This is a genomic window from Nostoc sp. FACHB-152 (assembly GCF_014697475.1).
Classification (GTDB): Bacteria; Cyanobacteriota; Cyanobacteriia; order Cyanobacteriales; family Nostocaceae; genus Nostoc_B.
In genome coordinates this window covers 1-22,216 of the sequence record NZ_JACJRV010000052.1, presented here as the reverse complement: position 1 = coordinate 22,216, position 22,216 = coordinate 1, and the positions used below count along the sequence as shown (strand labels likewise).

Annotated in this window: 18 protein-coding genes; 10 read left to right on the top strand and 8 right to left on the bottom strand. The window is 37.6% G+C overall.

Annotated features, from left to right (window positions below):
• Positions 1-119: 119 nt before the first annotated feature.
• Both H6G76_RS25135 and H6G76_RS25130 read left to right on the top strand, forming a co-directional pair.
• Positions 120-551 carry an NfeD family protein gene (locus H6G76_RS25135; protein WP_190707169.1) on the top strand — a complete coding sequence of 144 codons (432 nt, stop codon included), beginning with the start codon at positions 120-122 and terminating at the stop codon, positions 549-551.
• 60 nt (positions 552-611) lie between these two features.
• On the top strand, positions 612-1,610 hold the full coding sequence (locus tag H6G76_RS25130) for an SPFH domain-containing protein (RefSeq protein WP_190707166.1): 999 nt from the start codon (positions 612-614) through the stop codon (positions 1,608-1,610).
• A 47-nt stretch (positions 1,611-1,657) separates the two neighbouring features.
• Here the strand turns inward: H6G76_RS25130 and H6G76_RS25125 are convergent, their stop codons facing one another.
• Positions 1,658-2,044, bottom strand: a complete 387-nt coding sequence (locus H6G76_RS25125) for a Fur family transcriptional regulator (protein ID WP_190707163.1) — start codon at positions 2,042-2,044, stop codon at positions 1,658-1,660.
• Between the two features lie 145 nt (positions 2,045-2,189).
• Between H6G76_RS25125 and purS the strand changes: the two genes are divergently transcribed.
• From purS to H6G76_RS25110, 3 genes are all read left to right on the top strand, one after another.
• On the top strand, positions 2,190-2,468 hold the full coding sequence (gene purS / locus H6G76_RS25120) for a phosphoribosylformylglycinamidine synthase subunit PurS (protein WP_190707160.1): 279 nt from the start codon (positions 2,190-2,192) through the stop codon (positions 2,466-2,468).
• Positions 2,469-2,572: 104 nt separating this feature from the next.
• The gene (gene purQ, locus H6G76_RS25115) at positions 2,573-3,250 is read left to right on the top strand and encodes a phosphoribosylformylglycinamidine synthase subunit PurQ (protein WP_190707157.1); all 678 of its coding nucleotides are present in this window, start codon (positions 2,573-2,575) and stop codon (positions 3,248-3,250) included.
• Positions 3,251-3,432: 182 nt separating this feature from the next.
• Positions 3,433-5,370: a type I restriction enzyme HsdR N-terminal domain-containing protein gene (locus H6G76_RS25110; RefSeq protein ID WP_242056511.1), complete on the top strand. Its 1,938-nt coding sequence runs from the start codon at positions 3,433-3,435 to the stop codon at positions 5,368-5,370.
• Positions 5,371-5,373: 3 nt separating this feature from the next.
• Here H6G76_RS25110 and H6G76_RS25105 read toward each other — a convergent pair whose 3' ends face one another.
• Entirely contained in the window at positions 5,374-6,462 is a 1,089-nt protein-coding gene (locus H6G76_RS25105; protein ID WP_190707154.1) for a glycosyl transferase, read from the bottom strand.
• A 665-nt stretch (positions 6,463-7,127) separates the two neighbouring features.
• Here H6G76_RS25105 and H6G76_RS25100 point away from each other — a divergent pair.
• Positions 7,128-11,702, top strand: a complete 4,575-nt coding sequence (locus H6G76_RS25100; RefSeq protein WP_190707151.1) for an AAA family ATPase — start codon at positions 7,128-7,130, stop codon at positions 11,700-11,702.
• A gap of 31 nt (positions 11,703-11,733) precedes the next feature.
• Here H6G76_RS25100 and H6G76_RS25095 read toward each other — a convergent pair whose 3' ends face one another.
• Positions 11,734-12,921, bottom strand: a complete 1,188-nt coding sequence (locus tag H6G76_RS25095; RefSeq protein WP_190707148.1) for an aminotransferase class V-fold PLP-dependent enzyme — start codon at positions 12,919-12,921, stop codon at positions 11,734-11,736.
• Between the two features lie 130 nt (positions 12,922-13,051).
• Here H6G76_RS25095 and H6G76_RS25090 point away from each other — a divergent pair, with 130 nt between their 5' ends.
• Both H6G76_RS25090 and H6G76_RS25085 read left to right on the top strand, forming a co-directional pair.
• Positions 13,052-14,548 carry a TM0106 family RecB-like putative nuclease gene (locus H6G76_RS25090; RefSeq protein WP_190707145.1) on the top strand — a complete coding sequence of 499 codons (1,497 nt, stop codon included), beginning with the start codon at positions 13,052-13,054 and terminating at the stop codon, positions 14,546-14,548.
• Between the two features lie 37 nt (positions 14,549-14,585).
• Positions 14,586-15,254 carry a type II toxin-antitoxin system VapC family toxin gene (locus H6G76_RS25085; RefSeq protein WP_242056510.1) on the top strand — a complete coding sequence of 223 codons (669 nt, stop codon included), beginning with the start codon at positions 14,586-14,588 and terminating at the stop codon, positions 15,252-15,254.
• Between the two features lie 605 nt (positions 15,255-15,859).
• On the opposite strand, the gene H6G76_RS25080 is transcribed toward H6G76_RS25085, so the two are convergent.
• From H6G76_RS25080 to H6G76_RS25070, 3 genes are all read right to left on the bottom strand, one after another.
• The gene (locus H6G76_RS25080) at positions 15,860-16,372 is read right to left on the bottom strand and encodes a GNAT family N-acetyltransferase (RefSeq protein WP_190707142.1); all 513 of its coding nucleotides are present in this window, start codon (positions 16,370-16,372) and stop codon (positions 15,860-15,862) included.
• A gap of 85 nt (positions 16,373-16,457) precedes the next feature.
• A complete protein-coding gene (locus tag H6G76_RS25075) occupies positions 16,458-18,143 on the bottom strand; it encodes an NAD(P)H-quinone oxidoreductase subunit 4 (protein ID WP_190707242.1) in 1,686 nt (561 codons plus the stop codon).
• A 229-nt stretch (positions 18,144-18,372) separates the two neighbouring features.
• Entirely contained in the window at positions 18,373-18,879 is a 507-nt protein-coding gene (locus tag H6G76_RS25070; protein WP_190707139.1) for a GNAT family N-acetyltransferase, read from the bottom strand.
• 64 nt (positions 18,880-18,943) lie between these two features.
• Here H6G76_RS25070 and H6G76_RS25065 point away from each other — a divergent pair, with 64 nt between their 5' ends.
• Complete coding sequence (locus H6G76_RS25065; protein WP_190707137.1) at positions 18,944-19,840, top strand: isopenicillin N synthase family oxygenase; 897 nt, start codon at positions 18,944-18,946, stop codon at positions 19,838-19,840.
• The gene (locus H6G76_RS25060) at positions 19,841-20,977 is read left to right on the top strand and encodes an FAD-binding oxidoreductase (protein WP_190707134.1); all 1,137 of its coding nucleotides are present in this window, start codon (positions 19,841-19,843) and stop codon (positions 20,975-20,977) included.
• Positions 20,978-21,070: 93 nt separating this feature from the next.
• Here H6G76_RS25060 and H6G76_RS25055 read toward each other — a convergent pair whose 3' ends face one another.
• Complete coding sequence (locus H6G76_RS25055) at positions 21,071-21,805, bottom strand: hypothetical protein (RefSeq protein WP_190707132.1); 735 nt, start codon at positions 21,803-21,805, stop codon at positions 21,071-21,073.
• An 8-nt stretch (positions 21,806-21,813) separates the two neighbouring features.
• Positions 21,814-21,972, bottom strand: coding sequence for a hypothetical protein (locus H6G76_RS25050; protein WP_313934830.1), 159 nt, complete (start codon positions 21,970-21,972; stop codon positions 21,814-21,816).
• Positions 21,973-22,216 lie beyond the last annotated feature (244 nt).

Here is a 22,216-nt window from a genome sequence, read left to right as displayed (position 1 = left end):
TGCTATTGAATTAATATTAATTTTCCTAAGACGAAGGTTTGCTTTCTGTAAAAAATCAGTTTCTAAATGGATCTAATTTCAGCAATGCTTCTGGTAAATGTAGTGTCTAGGATGGCGCTATGCCAAGTTATACGTTAGTTTGGCTCCTAGCTGGATCGGTTTTGTGTTTATTGGAACTTTTTTTACCGTCAGCTTTTGTGGCTTTCATGATGGGAATCAGTGCCTTTGTTGTGGCTCTACTGTCCCAGTTCGGTTTGATTTTATGGCTGCAAGTAGCAATTTGGCTCTTGCTTTCCACAATGTTGGTGTTACTATCCCGGCGATTTTTGCAACCGCGACGACGTAAGTCGAAAATTCAAGATGCAATTATAGCGGAAACTTTAACAGAAATTCCGGCAGGTAAAACGGGGCGAGTGCTATATGAAGGTAATTCGTGGCGCGCTCGATGTGATGATGACAAACTTGAGGTTGCTCCCCATCAACGAGTTTATGTAATCAGGAGAGAAGGCACTACATTGATTGTGATGCCAGAAAACTTATTGCATTCTTAGTCAATAGTCAATAGTTCTTTGAGCGACATTTCATAAGATTTAATAACTAGGAGATTCAAAGTGGAACAGTTTTTTTTACTAATCTTTTTAGCCCTTGGTGGCTCTGCGGTTGCAGGTTCTGTGAAAGTTATCAATCAAGGTAATGAAGCTTTAGTAGAACGATTAGGTAGCTATAACAAAAAGCTAGAACCAGGACTAAATTTTGTTCTGCCTTTTTTAGATAAAATTGTCTATCAACAAACAATCCGAGAGAAAGTTTTAGATATTCCGCCACAAAAATGTATCACCCGCGACAATGTTGGGATTGAAGTAGATGCAGTGGTGTACTGGCGAATTGTTGATATGGAAAAAGCTTGCTACAAGGTAGAAAATCTTCAGTTGGCAATGACAAATTTAGTACTAACTCAAATTCGCTCAGAAATGGGACAGCTAGAGTTAGATGAAACTTTTACCGCCCGTTCTCAAATCAACGAACTTTTGTTACGAGATTTAGACATTGCCACAGATCCTTGGGGTGTGAAAGTAACACGGGTAGAACTGCGAGATTTAATTCCCTCCCAAGCAGTCCGAGAATCAATGGAAATGCAAATGTCCGCAGAACGACGCAGAAGGGCAGCCATTTTAAATTCTGAGGGTGAACGGGAAGCAGCAGTTAATAGTGCTAGAGGTAAAGCAGAAGCCCAAATTTTAGATGCAGAAGCCCGGCAAAAATCAGTAATTTTAAACGCTGAGGCTGAACAAAAAGCGATCATTCTGAAAGCCCAAGCTGAACGCCAACAGCAAGTTCTCAAAGCCCAAGCCATTGCTGAGTCAGCAGAAATTATTGCCCAAAAAATCAATACTAACGCCAATGCTAGTAAAGCTTTAGAAGTTCTGTTTGCTTTGGGTTATTTAGATATGGGTGCGACTATTGGTAAAAGCGGTAGCAGCAAAGTCATGTTTATGGATCCCCGCACCATTCCGGCGACTTTCGAGGGCATTCGCTCAATAGTATCTGATACTCAAACGGACTCTAACTCTTTGTTTACTAAGCCAATATCAGATGTTAACGGTCAATAGTCAATGGTCAATGGTTTTACAAAGGACTTTGGACTATTGACCCTGGACTATTGACTAACCTGACATTGACCACACAAACCAAAAAACTCCAAGGTATGGTAAAAAATTTTAAACTTATGGCTGGTTTGTAACTGGTCTTCTAGGTCGTGAACGGGGCATTGATTGATGGGAATTGAGGTGCCACATTGTAGACAAGTTAGATGGTGTTTGTCTTGTTGCGCTAGGCTATAAAGGGCTTCACCATTAGCTAAAGTTCGGACTTGCACCAAGCCTTCCAGTTTTAAAGCTTCCAAAGAGCGGTAAACTGTGGCTAAACCCATATTCTGATTGCGATTACGCAATTCTATGTAAATATCTTGGGCAGAAATGCCTTGTTTAATACTTTTTAGAAGGTTTAAAATCCGCTCTTGACTGCGGGTACGTATGGCTGTCATAGGCAATAGTTTAAATTCGCCTCTGTAGTGGAAGCTGTCATACTGGCTATCTAATAAATTAACTTTAACTGCTGCATAATCTTATTTTCACTCAGTTGGGACAGAAAGTTATAGTATAGCGATCGCAGCATTCAGCAAAAAAACTGTGCAAAGGAAGTATCTAGCTAAAATTCATGTAACTCTTCGTCCTTCAGTCTTAGATCCTGCTGGTGTGGCTGTACAATCTGGTCTCAGGCAAATGGGATACGAAACTGTTGACCACGTGCGGATTGGTAAGTACATAGAATTCACCATCATATCTCAGGATGAGAGTAAAGCGCGTCAAGATCTGGAGCGCATTTGTGACCAGATGTTGGCAAATCCTGTAATCGAAAATTATCGTTTTGATTTAATTGAGGTCGAAACGCAGACGGGAGTGTTTTAGGGATTAGGGGCTAGGGGTTAGGGGCTAGAAAATTATCCCTAGTCTATCTTTAGTCCCTAATCCCCACAAATGACAATTGACTAATGACCAATGACTAATAACCAATGACAAAATTCGGTGTTATTGTTTTTCCCGGTTCTAATTGCGATCGCGATGTTGCTTATGTCACCAGAGATTTGTTGGGTCAACCAACTCGCATGGTTTGGCATCAAGAAACTGACATTGCTGATTTGGATGTAATTATTATCCCTGGTGGGTTTAGTTATGGCGATTATCTACGTTGTGGTGCGATCGCCCGATTTTCGCCTGTAATGCAGCAAGTGATTGAACACGCCCAAAAGGGTAAGTTTGTTCTAGGTATCTGTAACGGTTTTCAGGTATTAACTGAAGCAGGACTTTTACCTGGGGTATTAACGAGAAATCGAGATTTGCATTTTATCTGCGATCGCGTCCCGTTAAAAGTCGAAAATACAAATATTCCTTGGACACAAGCTTACACAAGTGGTAAAGTCATCACCCTACCTATCGCCCACGGAGAGGGACGCTTTTATGCCGATAAAGCCACTTTGTCAGCGATAGAAGACAATGGCCAAGTAGTCTTTCGCTATGCAGGAGAGAACCCCAACGGTTCACTCAGAAATATCGCGGGGATTTGCAATAAACAAGGCAATGTCTTGGGAATGATGCCACACCCAGAAAGGGCATCGGACGCGATGCTAGGTGATAACGATGGGTTAAGTTTATTTCAAGGGTTGTTAGAGAAAGTCGCTGCTGTAGTATAAAGTTGACTTTCCAGGCGAATATAACAAGTAAGCACAGGGGGCAGTTATGTTCCCTAATTTTTTTGTATAAATGCACATAGAATTTCTCAGATATTTTTGCAAAAATTTGAAATCTCTACTGCAATTGGTGGAGTAATTACAATTACTATCTTTAACAAACTGACTTGATAAATTGCTAATTAATGCATCAAGCAGTAGATTATCTAATGTATATTCCCGACTCGCTGCAATTATTTATTAAGTGGATACAAGCTTTTGATATTCGGACTTTACAAACCGAAGAGGATGTAGAAAAAAAGTTTATTTTGCCGATGTTTCAGCATTTAGACTACCCTGATTCATGTCGGCAGAGTAAGTATACTTTAGCAACTTATGATTTAGATAATCCAGCAAAACAACTCAAAAATGCTCAAATTTATTTTGCAACCGATGATATTGTTCGGCAAAATTCAGAAACATCATTGGTAATTATTATTTATTTATCACCAAATACACAATATTTTCAAGAAGCTATTACACAAGCAAAATTTTATAGTAGATACCTTAAGCCTTTATTTTTTGTTGTTACAAATGCTTATGAAATAAAGGTTTTAAAAAAAATTAATTACCATCGAGAAGAAATTGTATTTGATACCATTATTGATACCTTGCGAAATACACAAATAGCTGAAAATTTTTATCAGCAGCTGAATTTTAATCAACTTAGAAAAGCTAATAAAAATACATTTAATAATTTATATACTAAATTTAACAGTATAGAAAAATATTTAAGACGGCATTCAGAATTTGGTATATTTTTAGAAAAATCGGAGTTTGAGCCTTGTCTAATTAAAGAAAACCATCTCTTAGTTATTGTTAAACCTAAAGTTTTAATTGAATGTAGTTTACCGCAAGCATTCAGTCAAGGTCACTGTCTAATTCGATTTAGCAATATCAATTTAAGAGGTTTACAAATTACTCTCAACCATCAACAGATTTTAGGACAATTAATGATAGGACTACAGACTAAACCTGAATGGGGTTGTCGTCGTTTTATCAATAAAATAGATGTAGATACTTTTGAGGTTAACTTAGGAGCAATAAAAATATTTTTATCTGAGTTAGAAGCAGCAGACTTATGTTTATGTGTAGATGTTATTTGCCAAGAATATAAAAAGACAATTATCGAATTTGAAACTAACTTAGAAACATGGAATTTTAAATTTGTAGAGTTCCCTAAAACGCGAGGGTTTCATTTATTTTCTGTAGACTTCAAATTATGGAAAATGATGCATAATTTTATTAAAAAATTTAATTATGCTCAAGGCAAATCAGAATGGCATTTATTTGACCAAGGAAATACCTCAATTCGTGTAAGTCGGGGAATTCGTGATCATGCCTTTATTCTCCCAATGCTTGGTAATTCTTGCTCTACATTATCTAATAACCAAGTTGATATATTGTATGAAGTCAACGATGTTCATCTAGCGACTTTAGAAAGAAGTAAGCTAAGCTCTTGGCAAGAAGACATTGGCCCACGAGGAACCTGGACTGCGAAATATACTAAAACTTGGTTGATAGAAACTTTTATCCCTAAAGTTATCAATTATTACTCTCAACAACATCAAGTATTAGAATTTGAGTTAAATCAAAATATTATAGATGCTCCAAATCAGCATACAAGTATTAAAGAAATAAATGATATAAAAGATTTATTACATTATCTTAGAGAGCTACAAGTATGGCTAAATATTTATATTGAAAATATTACAGCTTCTTGCTTACAAAATTACTATAAGGTATTTACAAATTTAATCAGAAATACCGATTATACTATCACAGGCATAGATTATATTACGAAAAGTTTGCACAGGCTACATTGGGTAAATACATCTAAAGATTTGGAAATTAATAGTTTGGCAGATGCTATAAACTTGTTAGATGCACAAGTAGCCAGAATAAATAATATTAAGTATGAAAGTAGTTTGCAAGCTGACTTAATTACACGTGTATTTATTTGGATAATTGAAAATGGTAAAGTTAACTATTCTCAAGGCCAACTAAATGCTGCGAAACAATCCTTGTTACCACTTTGGGAACAATGTCGGTTTGAGATGCGCCATGTGTATCCTTACCGTTAATAGCTATTTTCCTGAACTTCCTATTTTGTTGATAATAGCTTGAGCGATCGCTTCATTTCCATCCTTAGCAATGGGTTGGGTTTGCCTTGGTGGTTGAGGTAGTTTATGGAGGAAGTTCCAATCACCTTCAAAAAATTCTGCGGGTGTAACAATTTGATGATAGTTATAATTAGTAATTCCTTCTAATAGATAACTTGCTTCTGCAAAATCATCACGTGGAATTGTCACCAAAGGTGTTTCCCAGCGTGTTGCTTCTGAAAAAGTTCCGTACCCAGGTTTGGAAATTACTCGTCCACAAATTGGCATAAAATCTACAGGACGATATTTACTCTCATTCACCTTGACTAAATTAGTAAAATCAGGCGCAGATTTATCAAAGGTAATAAATTGCCAATCTGGAAAATTTTGCAGGTTTTCGTAAGGAATTTGTTGTAAACCTAAGCCACCAAAAGTCAGCAAAATAGTTTTCTCTTGTTGTGCAGTTATCCCCCAAGTAGAGCGTAATTCATCATTAGGGTAACGGGGAGAACCACCGGTTAAGCCGACATCCGTGATATCTTGAAACGCCTGCATTGGTTCGTGAAACGGTAGGCGAAACAAGCGATCACACTTAGAATAACATTCACTGATCCAATCTGCGATCGCTATAAATTCACCTCCCCAATCTTTATAAATAAAATCCCAACCAAAATTACTCATCATCCAACAGGGAATTCCTGCTGCTTTTGCAAATAAAGGTGTAAGAAAAGGAATATCAGCCAAGATTAAATCCACTCGATTTTGGCGAATAAAATTAACTTCTGAAGCTATTAAAGAATTTTGCCGCTTTTTAATATCTAGTAATTTTTCTAAAGTCGCTGCTTTATCCATTGTCAAACTATCAGCCTGTACCACACCTAAATCAAAAGCGCGGGGACGATGAATAAAATCACCTTCTATATAAGACTCTAATAACCAACGTGGCGCAGTTGTCACCATAATTAACAACAAGTCTGGACACAACTTTTGAATAGTTGCAGCCACAGATGCGGTACGAGTAGCATGGCCAAAGCCGTGGTTAGTTATGGCTACGTATAAAATGGGGCGTTTCATGTGGAGGTTAAGAGGGGGACAAGTTCTGAATTTATTTGATATTTTTAAAAAATATTAACTTTTTTATCAACTTCCTAATTTATTTATTTTTTGTTTATAAATTTAAAACATGACTAATTAAGACTAGTATTTAACTTGTTTACACTTAATTTGTCGAACAAAACAATCATACTATTGCGAACTGCCCTAACAGTTTAAATCAAATGCTAAATCACATTTGGACATATTAAAATTACTGCTTTTTAGACTACTAACGATAAGTATTTCTTCGGAGTTCGGTCACTAATAATGGTGTATGGGTAAAGCTAACACGATTATATACAGCAGATTTCAGCTAAAGGAGGTACAAATTTTCAGAACAAAGCCAAATATCAATAGTCTTTCAACCCTGTTACCTGTTCCCTACTGTCAGTAGTAAAAGAGGAATTAATCAATTTGCATATCTTATAATTTCTCCTTAGTTTGAGAAATAGTATAGATTCAACTATTACAATTACTATGCAAAAATCACATAATTTCGACCTAGTGTAAAAAAACTGGCAAACAGAACAATAAGTTTCTGTTATAACAGATTGCCTATGAAGATTTATTACTAAATATTTACTCTTCATAAGATACTCACAATTGGCAAATAAAATTTTAAAACAGTAGAAATTAATAAAAAAATGATTTTCAATCTGCCTGGTTATTTACTCAACGATTGCCTGCATGAAGGCATAGATACAGCTATTTATCGTGTACGGCGAGAGTCAGACTACTCTACAGTTATTGTTAAAACTATTAATTCTGAATATCCAACCTTAGAAGAGATAACAAGACTACGCCATGAATATACAATTCTTCAGACTTTATCCGATATCAAAGGAATCGCTAAAGTATATAGTTTAGAGCATTATGGAAACAATTTAGCCATAATTTTAGAAGATTTTTGGGGCATATCATTTCAACAATTATTAACTTTAGGAAAACTGCCAGTTTTGTCATTTCTTCCTATTGCAATTCAGCTATCTGAAATTTTACATAGCATACATAAAAATTATATTATTCATAAAGACATTAACCCCCAAAATATCCTTTTAGACCCGGATAGTTTGACAGTTAAGTTAATTGATTTCAGCATTGCTTCTCGGCTGTCTCAAGAAAACCCTTCCATCAACAATCCTGAAAAGCTAGAAGGAACTCTTGCTTATATTTCACCAGAGCAAACCGCAAGAATGAATCGGTCAATTGACTACCGCACAGACTTTTATTCTCTTGGTGTCACTTTCTATGAATTGTTGACGGGTCAGTTACCGTTTACAAGTACTGATGCTTTGGAATTAATACATTGTCATCTAGCAAAAAATCCAACACCACCCCATGAACTTGACTCAGAAATTCCTAAAGCAGTGTCGGACATTGTGCTGAAGTTAATGGCTAAAACTGCTGAAAATAGGTATCAAAATGCTCTGGGTTTGAAAGCAGATTTAGAAACTTGTTTGTATCAGTTGCAATCTCAAGGTGAAATCACGAAATTTACCTTGGGAGAATTAGATCAATCTGGGCAATTTTTGATTCCACAAAAACTCTACGGACGCACAGAAGAAGTGCGATCGCTTCTAAAAACGTTTGAGCGAGTTAGCAATGGTAGTACAGAAATGATCCTGATTTCTGGCTATTCTGGAATTGGAAAAACCAGTGTCGTTAATGAAATTCACAAACCCATAGTTCGCCAACGAGGATATTTTATTTCCGGCAAATTTGATCAATCTCAGAAAAATTTTCCTTATGCAGCCTTAATTCAGGCTTTTCAAACTTTAATTCAGCAAATATTAACTCAAAGTCCCGAAAAAATCGCCCTTTGGAAACAAAATCTTTTAACAGCATTAGGCGCAAATTCTCAAGTAATTATTGACGTAATTCCTGAAGTAGAAAATATTATTGGTACTCAAAAGCCTATACCTGAACTAGGAGCTACAGAATTTCAAAATAGCTTAGATTGCGTTTTTCAAAAATTCTTTGATATTTTTGCTAAACCAGAACACCCACTTGTTTTATTTTTGGATGACTTGCAGTGGGCCGATGCACCATCACTAAAATTAATTGAGAACGTCATCTGCAATCCAGATAGCAAATATTTATTATTAATAGCTGCTTATCGAGATAACGAAGTTAGCCCAAATCATCCTAGCATCATTACAATTGAAAAAATTCGTTACCGCAAATCTGAAGTGCAGAATATTGTGCTTCAGCTATTAACATTTGATAATGTATATGAATTCATTATTGATACTTTCAACAAGCCTATAAATAGTGGTTGTGTACATAATATTCACCACGAAAAGGTAAGAGATTTAGCTCGACTAATTTATCATAAAACTCAAGGTAATCCGTTTTATTTAATGCAAATGCTACAAACACTATATTCTGAAGGTTTGTTGCAATTTAACTTTAATACTAAACAATGGCAGTGGGAAATACAGCAAATTCAAGCAGAAGGAATTACAGATTATGGTGTCGTAGAATTACTTGTACGCAATCTGCAAAAATTACCAGATTCAACCATACAAGTATTGAAAATAGCTGCTTGTATGGGTCATCAATTCACCTTAGAAAATCTAGCAGTTGTTAATAAAACATCGTTAAAAGATACTGCTAATTTATTGTGGGAAGCCCTGCAATCTGGCTTAATTTTGCCCCTCTCCCAAGCAGATAAAATTCCCATGTTTGCCGAAAAACTAGAACAGCAGTATGGGCAGATAGATGATGTCAAAATTACCTATAAATTTTTACACGATCGCGTGCAACAAGCAGTATATTCTTTAATCCCTGATGACCAGAAGCAAAAAACTCATTTGCGTATTGGTCGCTTTTTATTGCATAATACTCCTGATTCAGCCCTAAAAGAGAATATTTTTGATATTGTTAATCAGCTTAATATTGGCAGAGAATTGATCAGTCAGCCAGCCGACAAAGAACATCTAGCTTATCTTAATTTAATCGCTAGTTCTAAAGCCAAACGAGCAACAGCTTATGAAGCTGCTGTCAAGTATTTAAATATTGGTTTAAAACTAATTTCCAAAACAGCTTGGGTTACTAATTATGATTTAGCCCTTAATCTTTATACTGCAACGATAGAAGCTGAGTACCTCAATACCAATTATGAGCAAGCTAAAAAATTATCAGATATTGTTTTAGCTAAAGCTAAAAAACCTCTAGACAAAATCAAAGTCTACGAAAGCAAAATTCAATTTTATATTGCTCAAAACCAAATGTTAGAGGCGATAAATGCTGCCTTAGAGGCATTGAAAATTTTGGGTATTTCTCTGCCTAAAGCACCTAGTAATTTAAATATTATAGGTAACTCGCTGATAACTAAAATGATTGTCGCAGCCAAAGGAATTGATAATTTAGCCCAGTTGCCAGAAATGACAGATCCCCATAAAATTGCGGCAATGCGGGTTTTAATTACAGTTCTTGTGCCAGCTTATTTAACAACCCCAAATTTATTCCCAGTCGTAACATTTAAGATGGTTAATCTGAGTGTACGGTATGGCAATTCTCCCCAGGCTGCTTATGGATATGCTCTTTATGGCTGGCTGCTATGCGGTGCATTAGGAGATATTAAGTCTGGATATGAATTTGGGCAACTAGCGATGAAGCTGCTAGAGCGGTTTGATAACACAGAATTAAAATGCAAAGTTGTCAATATATTTAATGCTTTTATTCGCCATTGGAAAGAGCATAGTCGAGAAACAATTCCAGCTTTTGTAGATGCTTTACAAATGAGTTTAGCAGCGGGTGATATAGAATATGCAGGTTACAGCAGTATTAATTATTGTCACTATACATTTTTACTTGGTGAGGATTTAGAAACCGTTAATGCTTCCCAAAAACAATATATTGATTTAATGCTGAAGCTGAAACAAAAATATGTCATTCATTCAATTAGTACAGTCAGACAAACGGTAGCTAATTTATTAGGTGAATCAGCCAATCCCTGCCGTTTAATTGGCGATACTTTTAATGAATATGAAATGCTGCCAATTTTTCAGTCAGCAAATGTCAGGACTTCATTGTTCATGACTTATTTCTACAAAGCCATGCTGCTGTATTTGTTTAAAGAGTATGATAAATCTGTAGAAAATGCAGAGTTGGCAGATAAATATAAAGCAAGTATTTTGGGGTTTATGACATTGCCAGTGCATAATTTTTACTATTCTTTGGCACTGTTAGCTAGTTATAATAATCAGTCAAATCCAAAAGCACAAAAGCATCTTTTGCAAAAGGTTGAAAATAATCAGCAAAAGATGGCAACTTGGGCAGAACAAGCTCCAGAAAACTATTATCATAAATATGTGCTAGTTGAAGCTGAAAAAGCACGAGTTTTAGGCAATTATACTGAAGCGATCGCTCATTACAAAGCAGCTATTCAAGGTGCAGAAAAAGCCGGATATATTCAAGAAGAAGCCTTAGCGAATGAATTAGCATCGGAGTTTTATTTTGCTAGTAATCAAGAAGCGATCGCAGAAGTTTATCTCATTAAGTCTTACTATAGTTATATTCGTTGGGGAGCAACAGCAAAAGTCAAAAATTTAGAATCAAGGTATCCAGAATTCTTTTCTAGAATTCTCCAACGAGAAAATCTGAACATTGATATTAGCCAAACTATAGTTACTGCTAAATCAACCATACATACAAGCGCACTAGATATAGCCGCAATTGCCAAAGCTTTACAAGTAATTACCTCGGCAAGTGATTATGACACATTGCTAGCTAAATTAATGCAAGTTACTATCGAATCTACTGGTGCTTGTAAAGGTGTTTTGTTGTTATCAAAAGCTGGAAAATTACAACCTGTAGCTGTTAGCGATCGCTCAATATTATCAGTTAACAACGAACTTGAACCAATCACCAATAAAACTTCAGCATCTTTAGAATATGAAGTATGCTTGCTGCCGTCACCGCCAAAAACAGAATTGCTGCCAGAATTACCTGTTTCAGTGATTAACTATGTTGAGAGAACACAAAAAACTGTGATATTAAATAATGCCACAGTTGAGGGGATTTTTATTTATGACCCTTATATTCTCAAAACTCAAGCAAAATCTATCTATTGCTGTCCTCTAATTCATCAAGACCAGTTCATTGGCTTACTTTATTTAGAGAATGATTTATCAACAGGAGTCTTTACAAATTCTCGTTTGGAAGTTTTACAACTTTTAGCCTCTCAAGCAGCTATTTCTTTAATTGATAAGTAGCTTAGAAAGACTTGTAACAAATGAGCAATGGCTACTGACTAAACTCTTCTATTTGTTCTATCAACTGGTCAATTTCTGACTCTAAAGTAAAGTAGTGAACAGTCGCGCGGATGCAGTCAGGTTTAGCAATGGTGCGGGTGAATATCTTATTTGTCTCTAAAAATTGCACTAACTTAGCACTCGTTTGGGAATTATGTTCGACAAATTGAAACGAGACTAAACCGCTTTCGGGTGGGGAAGTTCGGAGACATTTAATTTGAGGTAAGGCTGATAATTTACGCCAGAGATATTCACTGTTGCGGCAAATTTGCTGATAACGTTCCTCGGCTGTACCCCATTGCTGATGAAGTGCGATCGCTTCTACTAACCCAGCATAAAAGGAATAAGCTGATGTACCAACTTCATATCGTTGCCCATCGCTTAAGAAATCTATCGGCTGACCTTGGCTATCTTTAATTACGCCACGCCAACCAATAAATGTTGGTGCAAGTTTTTCTAATGCGTCTGGTTTAATATATAAACCACCTACACCAGCCGGGCCACACCACCATTTATGACCTGTAAAAGCATAAAAATCTGCCCCCAATTGAGTTAGGTTTAAAGGCAATAAACCAACAGATTGGGCAGCATCAACTAATACTAAAGAATTATTCTTTCGACATACTTCTATAATTTTTTCTAGGGGTAAAACTTGACCAGTATTCCAAAGGACGTGGCTGAGAATCACTAAGCGGGTATTGGGGCGTAAATGTTCGGCAATAACCGCCACAGGGTCGCCCTCATTTAAAGTTGCCATTAAAGGACAAGTGGTAACTTCTACATTAAATCTCCGCCCAATTTCTTTGGCTGCGGCAATTACCCCTTGATGTTCGCAGTCAGAAAGCAGCAGATGGTCGCCAGAATGCCAATCAATTCCCCACAAGGGAATATTACAGCCTACCGTGACATTCTCAGTTAAGGTGATGGTTTCTGGGGTTGTATTTAACTCCGATGCGATCGCTTGTTTGATAGTTTGAGTATGTGAACCTATCCAACGTCCGACTTCATTGCCAAATGGCCCTAGCTGTTGAATATAAGTCTCAGCTTGGATAATCGCATCCATCGCCTTTTTTGGTAACGGGCCTTGTCCTCCATAGTTAAAATAAATCTTATTAGCTAAAGCTGGAAATTGCTCTCGATGGTGACGCAAATCTGTTTGGATAGCAGAAACACTAGTCATGTGCCGAATCTCAATATTTTTACTCTAAACCCTTGGGGCAGGAAACAGTGACAAGTCAATAGAATAATTCCTGTTCCCTCTTCCCTTTTTTTCACTGCCAGAAAGCCATATTTATTGTTAGCTTAAATGAATGCTGATTAATGCTGAACACTTACTCCAATACCAACGCTGCAAACGCCGACCTTTTTTAGATATTAAAGCTGATAAAAGCCAGCGAGATGCACCTAATGACTTGTTAGCCAAATTGCAACAAGACAAAATTGCCTATCAACGGGGCATTTTAGCAGAGTTACCCTATGAACAACCAAACTATCCCCCAAGGGATTATGAAGCTGGACAAGCGGCGACTTTAGAATTAATGCAGCGCGGAGTTGAGTATATTTACCAGGGAGTGCTGTTAAGCAAATATCAAGATTGGGTAGAGACAGCCAGTGAGAAATACACACTTCTCAGCCGTCCAGATTTGTTGATTAAACAGCCGGGAGAATCTTGTTTTGGAGATTGGATGTATGTTCCAGCAAATATAGAACTGGGTAAGCGTCCTAAACAGGAATATCAGGCTGTCGCTGCATTTCACGCCCAAGCCTTGGCAAAAGTGCAGGGAGTAGGCCCTAATACAGCGTGGTTGTTATTACGTACTAAAGAAAATGGCTATCCAGTGGACTTAGCGAAATGGACACCACAAATGTTACAGATTTTGGAGGAGTTCATTCAATCGCTACAGTCATCAGAAGCACCAGAGATGTTTATTTCTCGGCAAAAGTGCAATCTTTGTCACTGGCATAGTCAATGTTATGCGATCGCCCAATCACAAAAACACCTCTCGCTATTACCAGGAGTAACACCTGTTCGCTACGCCCAACTCGAAGCCCTTTCTCTCACAACATTAGAATCTTTGGCGAATACAAGCCCCACTACTTTGGAAGACTTGCCTGGGTTTGACAGCATAGTAGCCGCTAAGTTAGTAACTCAAGCACAATCTGTCATTGAAAAACGCCCATTAATTTTATCTAATCATCGGCTTAGAGAAGAAATCATATTTACAGCCCCTATAGAACTGTATTTTGATATAGAAGCCCAACCAGATTTAGATTTAGATTATCTCTTAGGTGTTTTGGTTGTTGACAGACAAAATAATACACAACAGTTTTATTCTTTTTTAGCTGAAACACCAGAAGCAGAAGAATTAGTTTGGCGACAATTTTTAGATTTAGTTTGGCAATATCCCGAAGCACCAATTTATCATTTTTGTGTGTACGAATATGATACAGTCAAGCGTTTGGCTAGGTTATACCGAACTCCTCATTCTTCAGTAAATCCGGTATTAAATCGGTTTGTAGACGTATACGAACAATTAATCCAAAGCGTTGCTTTACCTGTAGAAAGTTATGCCTTAAAAGCAATTGCCCGATGGTTGGGTTTTGAATGGCGAGATAAAGAAGCCAGTGGTGCTAAGTGTATTTATTGGTACGATCAATGGTTAGAAACAGGCGATCGCACCTTCTTAGAGATAATTCAACGCTACAACGAAGATGATTGCCATGCTACTCGGAATGTAAAAGATTGGTTAGCTAATTTTTTTCAGGATGAATACAGCATAATTCATGCTTCAGAAGCCAGATTGTAAATCTGGTTGATATATGATTACTTATGATTTGCCGTGTATGAGTGAAACTGTCTATATTGAAACCAGTATCTTAGGCTACCTCACAGCTAGACCAACCAGAAATTTAGTTCTGGCAGCAAACATAGAGGTTACGAGAGAGTGGTGGGAGTATCGCAGAAGTACATTCAAACTTTACATTTCACAAGTTGTCCTGGATGAGGTGTCACAGGGTGATTCTGAAATTGCGGCTAATCGTCTGGAAATTCTTAATGAGGTGCCATTAGTAGAACTGAATGAAACTGTACGAAATCTTGCAGCGCAATTTCTCACGCGAAGCAATCTTCCTCCAAAAGCGTCCGACGACGCAGTTCACATTGCAGCAGCCACTGTTCACGGGCTGGATTACTTGCTAACGTGGAACTGTAAGCATATTGCAAATGCTCAAATTCAAAGGAAACTTGCAGAGATTAGCCTTGATTTTGGATACCAATTACCCGTAATTTGTACTCCCTACGAACTATTAGGAGAATCAGCCATGTTGCAAGACGAAATCCTCGTTGAAATTCATAAAATTCGTGAAGAACACGCTAAGTCCTTTAACTACGACTTGGACGCAATGTTTGCAGACTGGCAAAAGAAGCAAGCAGAAAGTGGCAGAAAAGTTATCAACTTGTCAGCAAAGCGCGGTCTAAAAATTCAAATGCAGCAGACCGACGAAAGCTGCTAATGGCGTAGTGTGATCGCCTGATAATGTAATTACCTAAGCTTCATAGCAAGAAAAGCGTCATGTTTGACGGAAAAACTACATTCAAATTTCTAGTACTAGCAATAACATTTATAATTGGGAGCCTGATAACGGGGTGTTGCGCCTACTTATACTTTTCGCCTCAGTTTAATTGGCTTGGTTATGGAGTATTGCACTTTAACATCAATGGATATATTATTCCAGTTCTGGCAAATAGTTCAGTAATGGGTTGGGTCTATTTACTCGGTAGTATCCTATTTTTTCTACAAGGAATAGTGTTTCTTATTGGGTACCTAATTCTGCCAAGAAATTTGACACCCGATTATGAGCAATATCTATATCCATCATCAACAGATAATAAAACAGATAGTTTGTAATTGCCTGAATTTGTCTTTTAGGATGCTTGGAGATAAAATAGGACTTACGCACGGGTCAGGAAGAACGAACCACAAAGGCCACAAAGTACACGAAGAAGTAAGAGTTTGAGAGAGTTTTTACGTAAGTCGTATAAAAGGCGATCGCACCTTCTTAGAAATGATCCAACGCTATAACGAAGATGACTGCTATTACCTACCCGAAGGGCTTTGTCAAACTTCATTAAAAGCTGATGGATAAACAACCTTTCCTTTGGATTTTTCCTGAAAGCTTGTCAATGGTTTAGCCATAAAGACATCCTCTGGTACTGGAAAGGGAGATTCTATTTCATATACAACAGACGGCTGAAAACCAAAGCGAGAATAAAAGTGAGGATGACCTAGTACAATCACAAGGGCTTCTTGTTTTGCTGCGGCTATTTCTAACCCAGCTTTTACTAATGCGCTGCCAATACCTTGATTTTGAAATTGTGGACGAACTGCCATAGGTGCTAAACCTAGTACTTTGATTGTTTCTTTGTCCACTAAATCTATATAACTGAAAAGAATTTGACCGACTATAAGATTGTCAATTTCTGCAACTAAAGCAAGTTCGGGAATATAGCGATCAGAATGTCGGATTGCTTCGATTAATTTAGCTTCATTTTCCTGCCCAAAGGCTAATGTATTTACCTCAGCGATCGCTGCATAATCTTGTGGTGTTTCAGTGCGGATAATCGGTTTCATTTTTTTATAGTTTTTTAAGCTAAAAATAAAAAAAGCGATCGCTTTTTGATTGAGCGATCGCTTAATTATATTAAGGTTAAAGCTTTTACTTGATCATCCCCAGAACAGGGGCTACTTCAGGCTCGTTAATTTGGGGAGAAAATAAACTCTTCGCGTATATTTGAGGATTCTGTTGCGCGAATTGAATGTAAGATTGGCGTACTTGAGTATTAACTGCAACAGTTTTCACATCGTACATCTGCGTAGCTAATTTGGGATAGACACCAACCGCAATAATCAATACCAAAAAGCAACCAGCGATAAATACTTCACGCGCTCTGACATCGCTATACACTGCTTCTGTAGGTAAGAGACAATCTGTACCAAAGCAAGCTGTTCCCTCATCTTCTTGGTTTTCTAAACCAGCATTATTAATATCACAAGTTAGTTCTGCACCAGTGCCGTAAAATACCTGTCTCAACATTGAAAGCAGATAGATTGGTGTGAGGATAACTCCCACGGCGGCTAAGAATACCATCACGGTGCAGAATGTCGAACTGTAGATGTCACTAGTAGTTATGCCGACAAACACTTGAAGTTCACTGACAAAACCACTCATCCCAGGGAGAGCCAGTGAAGCCATTGCGCTAGCTGTAAATAAAGCAAACGCTTTTGGCATTAATTGACCAATACCACCCATGCTATCCATTGCCATTGTATGGGTGCGATCGTATGTGACACCAGCTAAGAAGAACAATACAGCCGCAATCAAACCGTGAGAAAGCATTTGCAGCATTGCACCACTAACCCCGACATCGGTGAAAGATGCTATACCTAACAGTACAAAACCCATATGCGAAATTGACGAATAAGCGAGGCGACGCTTCATGTTCGTCTGGGCAAAGGAGTTTAATGCACCATAAATAATATTGATTACGCCTAAAGTTGCCAGTACTGGTGCAAAGTAAACATGAGCATCAGACAGTAACTCCAAATTCATGCGAATTAGCCCATATCCACCCATTTTCAACAGTACACCAGCTAGAAGCATCGATACAGGCGCAGAAGCTTCACCGTGGGCATCAGGCAACCAAGTATGCAGAGGAAAAACCGCCAGCTTGACACCAAATGCAATTAATAATCCTGCATATAGCCACAGTTCTAAAGCTAGAGGGTAATTCTTCGCACCAAGTTCAACTATATCGAAGGTTGTATTGTCGCCATAAAGTGCCATTGCCAGCCCTGCTACGAGAATAAAAATTGAAGCGGCAGCTGTGTAAAGCAAAAATTTTGTAGCGGCATAGCGGCGTTTTTGACCGCCCCAAATAGAAACCAGGAGATAAACAGGAACTAGTTCTAGTTCCCACATAATAAAGAATAGTAGTAAGTCTTGGGCAACGAATACACCAATTTGGGCAGAATACAACACCAACATCAAGAAATAGAACAGGCGTGGCTTGAGATTAACTTGCCATGCCGCAAATATGGAAAGTGTCGTTACCAGCCCTGCTAAAAGCACGAGTGGGGCGGATATTCCATCGACTGAAACTGCCCAACTCAGACCTAACTGAGGCAACCAGGCATATTTCTCCACGAGTTGAAATGTTGCATTGCTCGCATCGTAATGATTCCAAAAGGTGTAGCACATCAAAATAAAATCCGCGATCGCCACACCTAAGGCATACCATCGCACCTGCTGGCCGTCTTTATCTGGCAGCACAGGAATCAGTATGGAAGCAACGAGTGGTAACAGAATAATCGCGGTTAGCCAAGGAAATCCATCCGCTATCATGGCAGTAAGCAAAAATACTTATGTGTGTGAATGACACTATTATATTGAATATTGTTCAATTTTCTTCATAAATCTTTACCGCACATGAGTATAGATGAAATTTATTTCGCAAACTTAGTTTGTCGAAGTTGCAAAGTCAATTGTTGACTTAATAATTGTTCGATAGTAAAAATCCCCAAGCTTATCTATAGAATTAATCGAAAATCTATGATGTAAAACTTTTTCATGATTACAATTTCAATTCCATAAAAACCCAATTTTCCCGATATTCTGGGGGAATCTCTATTTTTTCAAGATATGGTTCGGTATCTTGAAAGCCAAGTGAACGATAAAGTGCTTGCGCTTCCTGAGCAAAAGGAGCAGTATCTAAAAGTAGCGTTGAATAACCAATGTTGGCAGCTTCATAGATGAGATTTTCTAATAAGGAGCGACCTATTCCTTTTTGGCGAAACTCTGATTTAACATACATTCTTTTAATTTCACCAACACCTTCACCTATTTGACGCAAGCAAGCGCAGCCTACTATTTTGCCTTTATACTGCGCTAAAAGCAAGCGTCCTTCTGGTGGCATAAATTCGTGAAGTTGAGCCATATATTGGTCTAAAAATGCATTAACATCGAAACTAATATTTAATTCCTGGCTGAAAACTAAGTTAGTCCAGTTAGAATACTCTAAAAATAAATCTTGTACATGAGATTTATGTTTATCAGTCTCGACTTGAAGAATTTTCAGCAAAATAAATTCCTTTTTTAGTTTTTTAGTACTCTTAGCAATTCTTATAAATAAAAATATATTTATAATGCTTGAAATCCCAATTATTGATTTAGCTAGTTTTATAAATATTGATACAGCCTCTCAACAAGCTGTAGCGAAACAAATTTATTATGCGTGCCATAAAATTGGCTTCATGTATTTACAAAATTCAGGAATTTCTCAAGACTTAATTACCCAAGTGTTCACGCAAAGTAAATCATTGTTTAATCTACCTTTAGAGGTTAAAGAGCAACTGGCTTGGAAGAATGAATTTAGTAACACAGGTTATGTAGGCATTGAAAGAGAACGCCTCAACCCTGATCAACCAGGAGACTTAAAAGAAGCTTTTAATTTTAGCAAAACAGAATTAGGTTCTCTTCAGTTGCCAGCAAATCACCCTTGTATTCTAATTTTTTATCAAGATTGTACAGAACTAGCCAATAAAATTCTACAGGCATTTGCTTTAGCTTTAGAATTGCCAGATGATTTTTTTATTATCAGACATCATCAACAAAATCATACCTTGCGATTACTACATTATCCGCCTTTACAAACACCTCCTAAACTCGGTCAAGTTCGTGCTGGGGAGCATTCAGATTATGGCAGTATTACCTTACTTTTCCAAGATGATGTTGGCGGTTTAGAAGTACAAACAACTGCGGGAGAATGGATTGCGGCACCGACTATTCCTGATACAGTATTAGTGAATACTGGCGATTTGATGCAACGCTGGACAAATGATGTGTTTTGTTCAACTAAGCATCGGGTAATGATTCCTCAAGATGAAAAGTTAACGCGATCGCGCTATTCTATTGCTTTTTTCTGTCATCCTAATGATGATGTAGAAATTGCTTGTCTAGAAAGTTGCCAAAAAGAATCAATCAGCTATCCCCCCATCCTTGCGGGAGAATATTTGTTGAGTCGTCTACAAGCCACATATTAAATGAAAACCTACGACTGGATTGTTGTTGGTGGGGGAATTACGGGTGCTACACTCGCCTACGAATTAGTGAAAACAGGGTTTAGCGTACTTTTATTAGAGCAACAAGCCACACCGCAAAATGCAACTCGTTATAGTTATGGTGGACTGGCTTATTGGTCAGGTACAACACCACTGACTCGCCAATTATGCCAAGAAGCGATCGCCCGTTACAACATCCTCTCACAAGAGTTAGACGCTGATATTGAATTGCGAGAGTTAGATTTATTACTGACAATTTCCGCCGATAGCAACCCAGAAACAGCCGTCGCAAATTACGCGCAGTGTGCAGTAAGTCCGCATTTACTCAGTGTACAGGAAGCCTGTGAGTTAGAACCACTGCTGAATCAAGAGGCGATCGCCGGTGCTTTAACTGTCAAACACGGTCATATTAATCCTGAAAAAACAGCACAAGCTTATATTCAAGCTTTTTTACGTGCTGGCGGTGAAATGCAAATTAACCCAGTCTTGCAAATATTTAAAGGTGGTGTTGAAACTAATACTGCAACATATCATAGTGCTAACGTTGTGGTTTGTGCTGGTGGACTCAGCCGACAATTACTCAAATCAGCAGGTATTTCTGTAAAGGTGTATTTTACCCACGCAGAAATGATTCAAATTCCGCCTGTGGATTTGCGGTTAAATACTTTAGTAATGCCAGCTAATTTGCAAAGATTTCAATTAGAAACGGCTTCTACTCAAGTTGATGAGTTGTGGGATGAATCTAATAAGGAAATAGCATCACCAATATTAGATGCTGGTGCAGTTCAATTTTTAGATGGTAGTTTGCGCTTAGGACAAATTAGCCGTGTGCTGACCAATCCTTATGCAGAAATCAATGTAGAAGCAAGTGAACAATGGCTGAGAAAAAGTATCACGCAAGTCTTACCAGCTTTAGGTAATTTATCAGGAACTTGGCATAAGTGTTTAGTGGCCTTCAGTAACAAACGTTTTGTAGTTGCTGCTATTCCAGAATTTCAAGGTGTGCATATTTTTTCTGGGTTCAGCAATCCCTTGGTTTTTGTACCACCTTTGGCACAGCGTTTTGCTAACTTTGCTGCTGGCAAGGAAGATGAAATTATTAGCCAGAGCCGAATTTAATTCCTATCGATACGTCCCTGCGTCTATTTATGATTCTCAATATATATTGCTATCACCTTTTAAGTGATAGCTTTTTTATCAGCTTAAAATAAGTTAAGCAATTTTTTTAGCTTTACCTTCTTCCGTTTTTAGATTGATTGTATCCATAGATATCAGTTGAGCAGCTTCTTGCAAAAGCTTTTTTTGCTCTTGATTAATTTCTTCTAAACGACAGGAAATTTCTGCTAATCTTTGCTCTTTACCTAGATAAAAATTTTGAATATTATTAGGCGATAAAGTTGATATGTTATCTCTTGGTTGATAATTAATATTTTTTTGCAAAGCTAATCTAGCAACTTTATTCAAAAATAAAAAGCTAACTTTAATTAACGATAGAAGCAATTTAAACGGTGCTTGCAGAAGTGAAAAACTGGCGGTTGTAAATAAACGAATAATAGCGTTAATAATACTCCAAAGAATAGCGAGACTGAACAGGAGAATTACTAAACTAATAACTGGATGAATAGCTGCCCAATTGAGCATTTGCAGCAGCCGCGACATTGCCGGATGTTGTGTTAGCCAGTCCTTTATCGAAGAGGCGATCGCAGTTTCCATCGCGCCTGATGTTGTATTCTTAAATTGCTCCAAAGAACCTTTTGCTTGTTCCAGGTTCGTTGTTACAACATCAATAGCTTTACTAGTTGTGCTTGTGGCTGTTTCTTGCCAAGACTGTCCAACGTGTTGTGCTGAATTACTAACAGAGTTAACACCTTGATTGACAAAATATTGAACGCTTTGCCAACTTTGAGAAACGCCTTGGGGCAAACTGAGATTTATTTGAGGTGTCATAGAAAATTTCACCGAGGCTGAAATCGAAGCCGCAACCCATCTTTGGGACGATTTGTAGGAATTCTTACTGTCTCCAAACTTTGGTTCGGTAAGATTTCCCAATCATAGCTGCGTAAAAGATGGGCAGCAACAATCTTCATTTCTATTTTGGCAAATGCCACACTCATAGACACCCACAACTTCCACGAGGAGTTTGATTGCCGTTCATAAATCAGAATATATATATTTCAAAAGATGAGTCGGAAATTCTCACAGCTAAGTTTGAGATTCCACTCATCTTTGAATTAATATTTCATACTGTTGACTATTGATCAAACAAATCCAAATCAGTCACAGCACCGAGGCTACTAGAAGAAACCAACTTCGCATATTTAGCTAAAATGCCTTTGGTATAACGCGGTGGACGCGGTT

Coding starts and splice junctions, on each gene's coding strand:
- H6G76_RS25125 (WP_190707163.1), bottom strand. CDS start 2,044: ATGACAGCCATACGTACCCGCAGTCAAGAGCGGATTTTAAACCTTCTA.
- H6G76_RS25055 (WP_190707132.1), bottom strand. CDS start 21,805: ATGACACCTCAAATAAATCTCAGTTTGCCCCAAGGCGTTTCTCAAAGT.
- purQ (WP_190707157.1), top strand. CDS start 2,573: ATGACAAAATTCGGTGTTATTGTTTTTCCCGGTTCTAATTGCGATCGC.
- H6G76_RS25105 (WP_190707154.1), bottom strand. CDS start 6,462: ATGAAACGCCCCATTTTATACGTAGCCATAACTAACCACGGCTTTGGC.
- H6G76_RS25075 (WP_190707242.1), bottom strand. CDS start 18,143: ATGATAGCGGATGGATTTCCTTGGCTAACCGCGATTATTCTGTTACCA.
- H6G76_RS25135 (WP_190707169.1), top strand. CDS start 120: ATGCCAAGTTATACGTTAGTTTGGCTCCTAGCTGGATCGGTTTTGTGT.
- H6G76_RS25050 (WP_313934830.1), bottom strand. CDS start 21,972: ATGAGTGTGGCATTTGCCAAAATAGAAATGAAGATTGTTGCTGCCCAT.
- H6G76_RS25060 (WP_190707134.1), top strand. CDS start 19,841: ATGAAAACCTACGACTGGATTGTTGTTGGTGGGGGAATTACGGGTGCT.
- H6G76_RS25100 (WP_190707151.1), top strand. CDS start 7,128: ATGATTTTCAATCTGCCTGGTTATTTACTCAACGATTGCCTGCATGAA.
- H6G76_RS25080 (WP_190707142.1), bottom strand. CDS start 16,372: ATGAAACCGATTATCCGCACTGAAACACCACAAGATTATGCAGCGATC.
- H6G76_RS25065 (WP_190707137.1), top strand. CDS start 18,944: ATGCTTGAAATCCCAATTATTGATTTAGCTAGTTTTATAAATATTGAT.
- H6G76_RS25085 (WP_242056510.1), top strand. CDS start 14,586: ATGAGTGAAACTGTCTATATTGAAACCAGTATCTTAGGCTACCTCACA.
- H6G76_RS25095 (WP_190707148.1), bottom strand. CDS start 12,921: ATGACTAGTGTTTCTGCTATCCAAACAGATTTGCGTCACCATCGAGAG.
- H6G76_RS25110 (WP_242056511.1), top strand. CDS start 3,433: ATGCATCAAGCAGTAGATTATCTAATGTATATTCCCGACTCGCTGCAA.
- H6G76_RS25090 (WP_190707145.1), top strand. CDS start 13,052: ATGCTGATTAATGCTGAACACTTACTCCAATACCAACGCTGCAAACGC.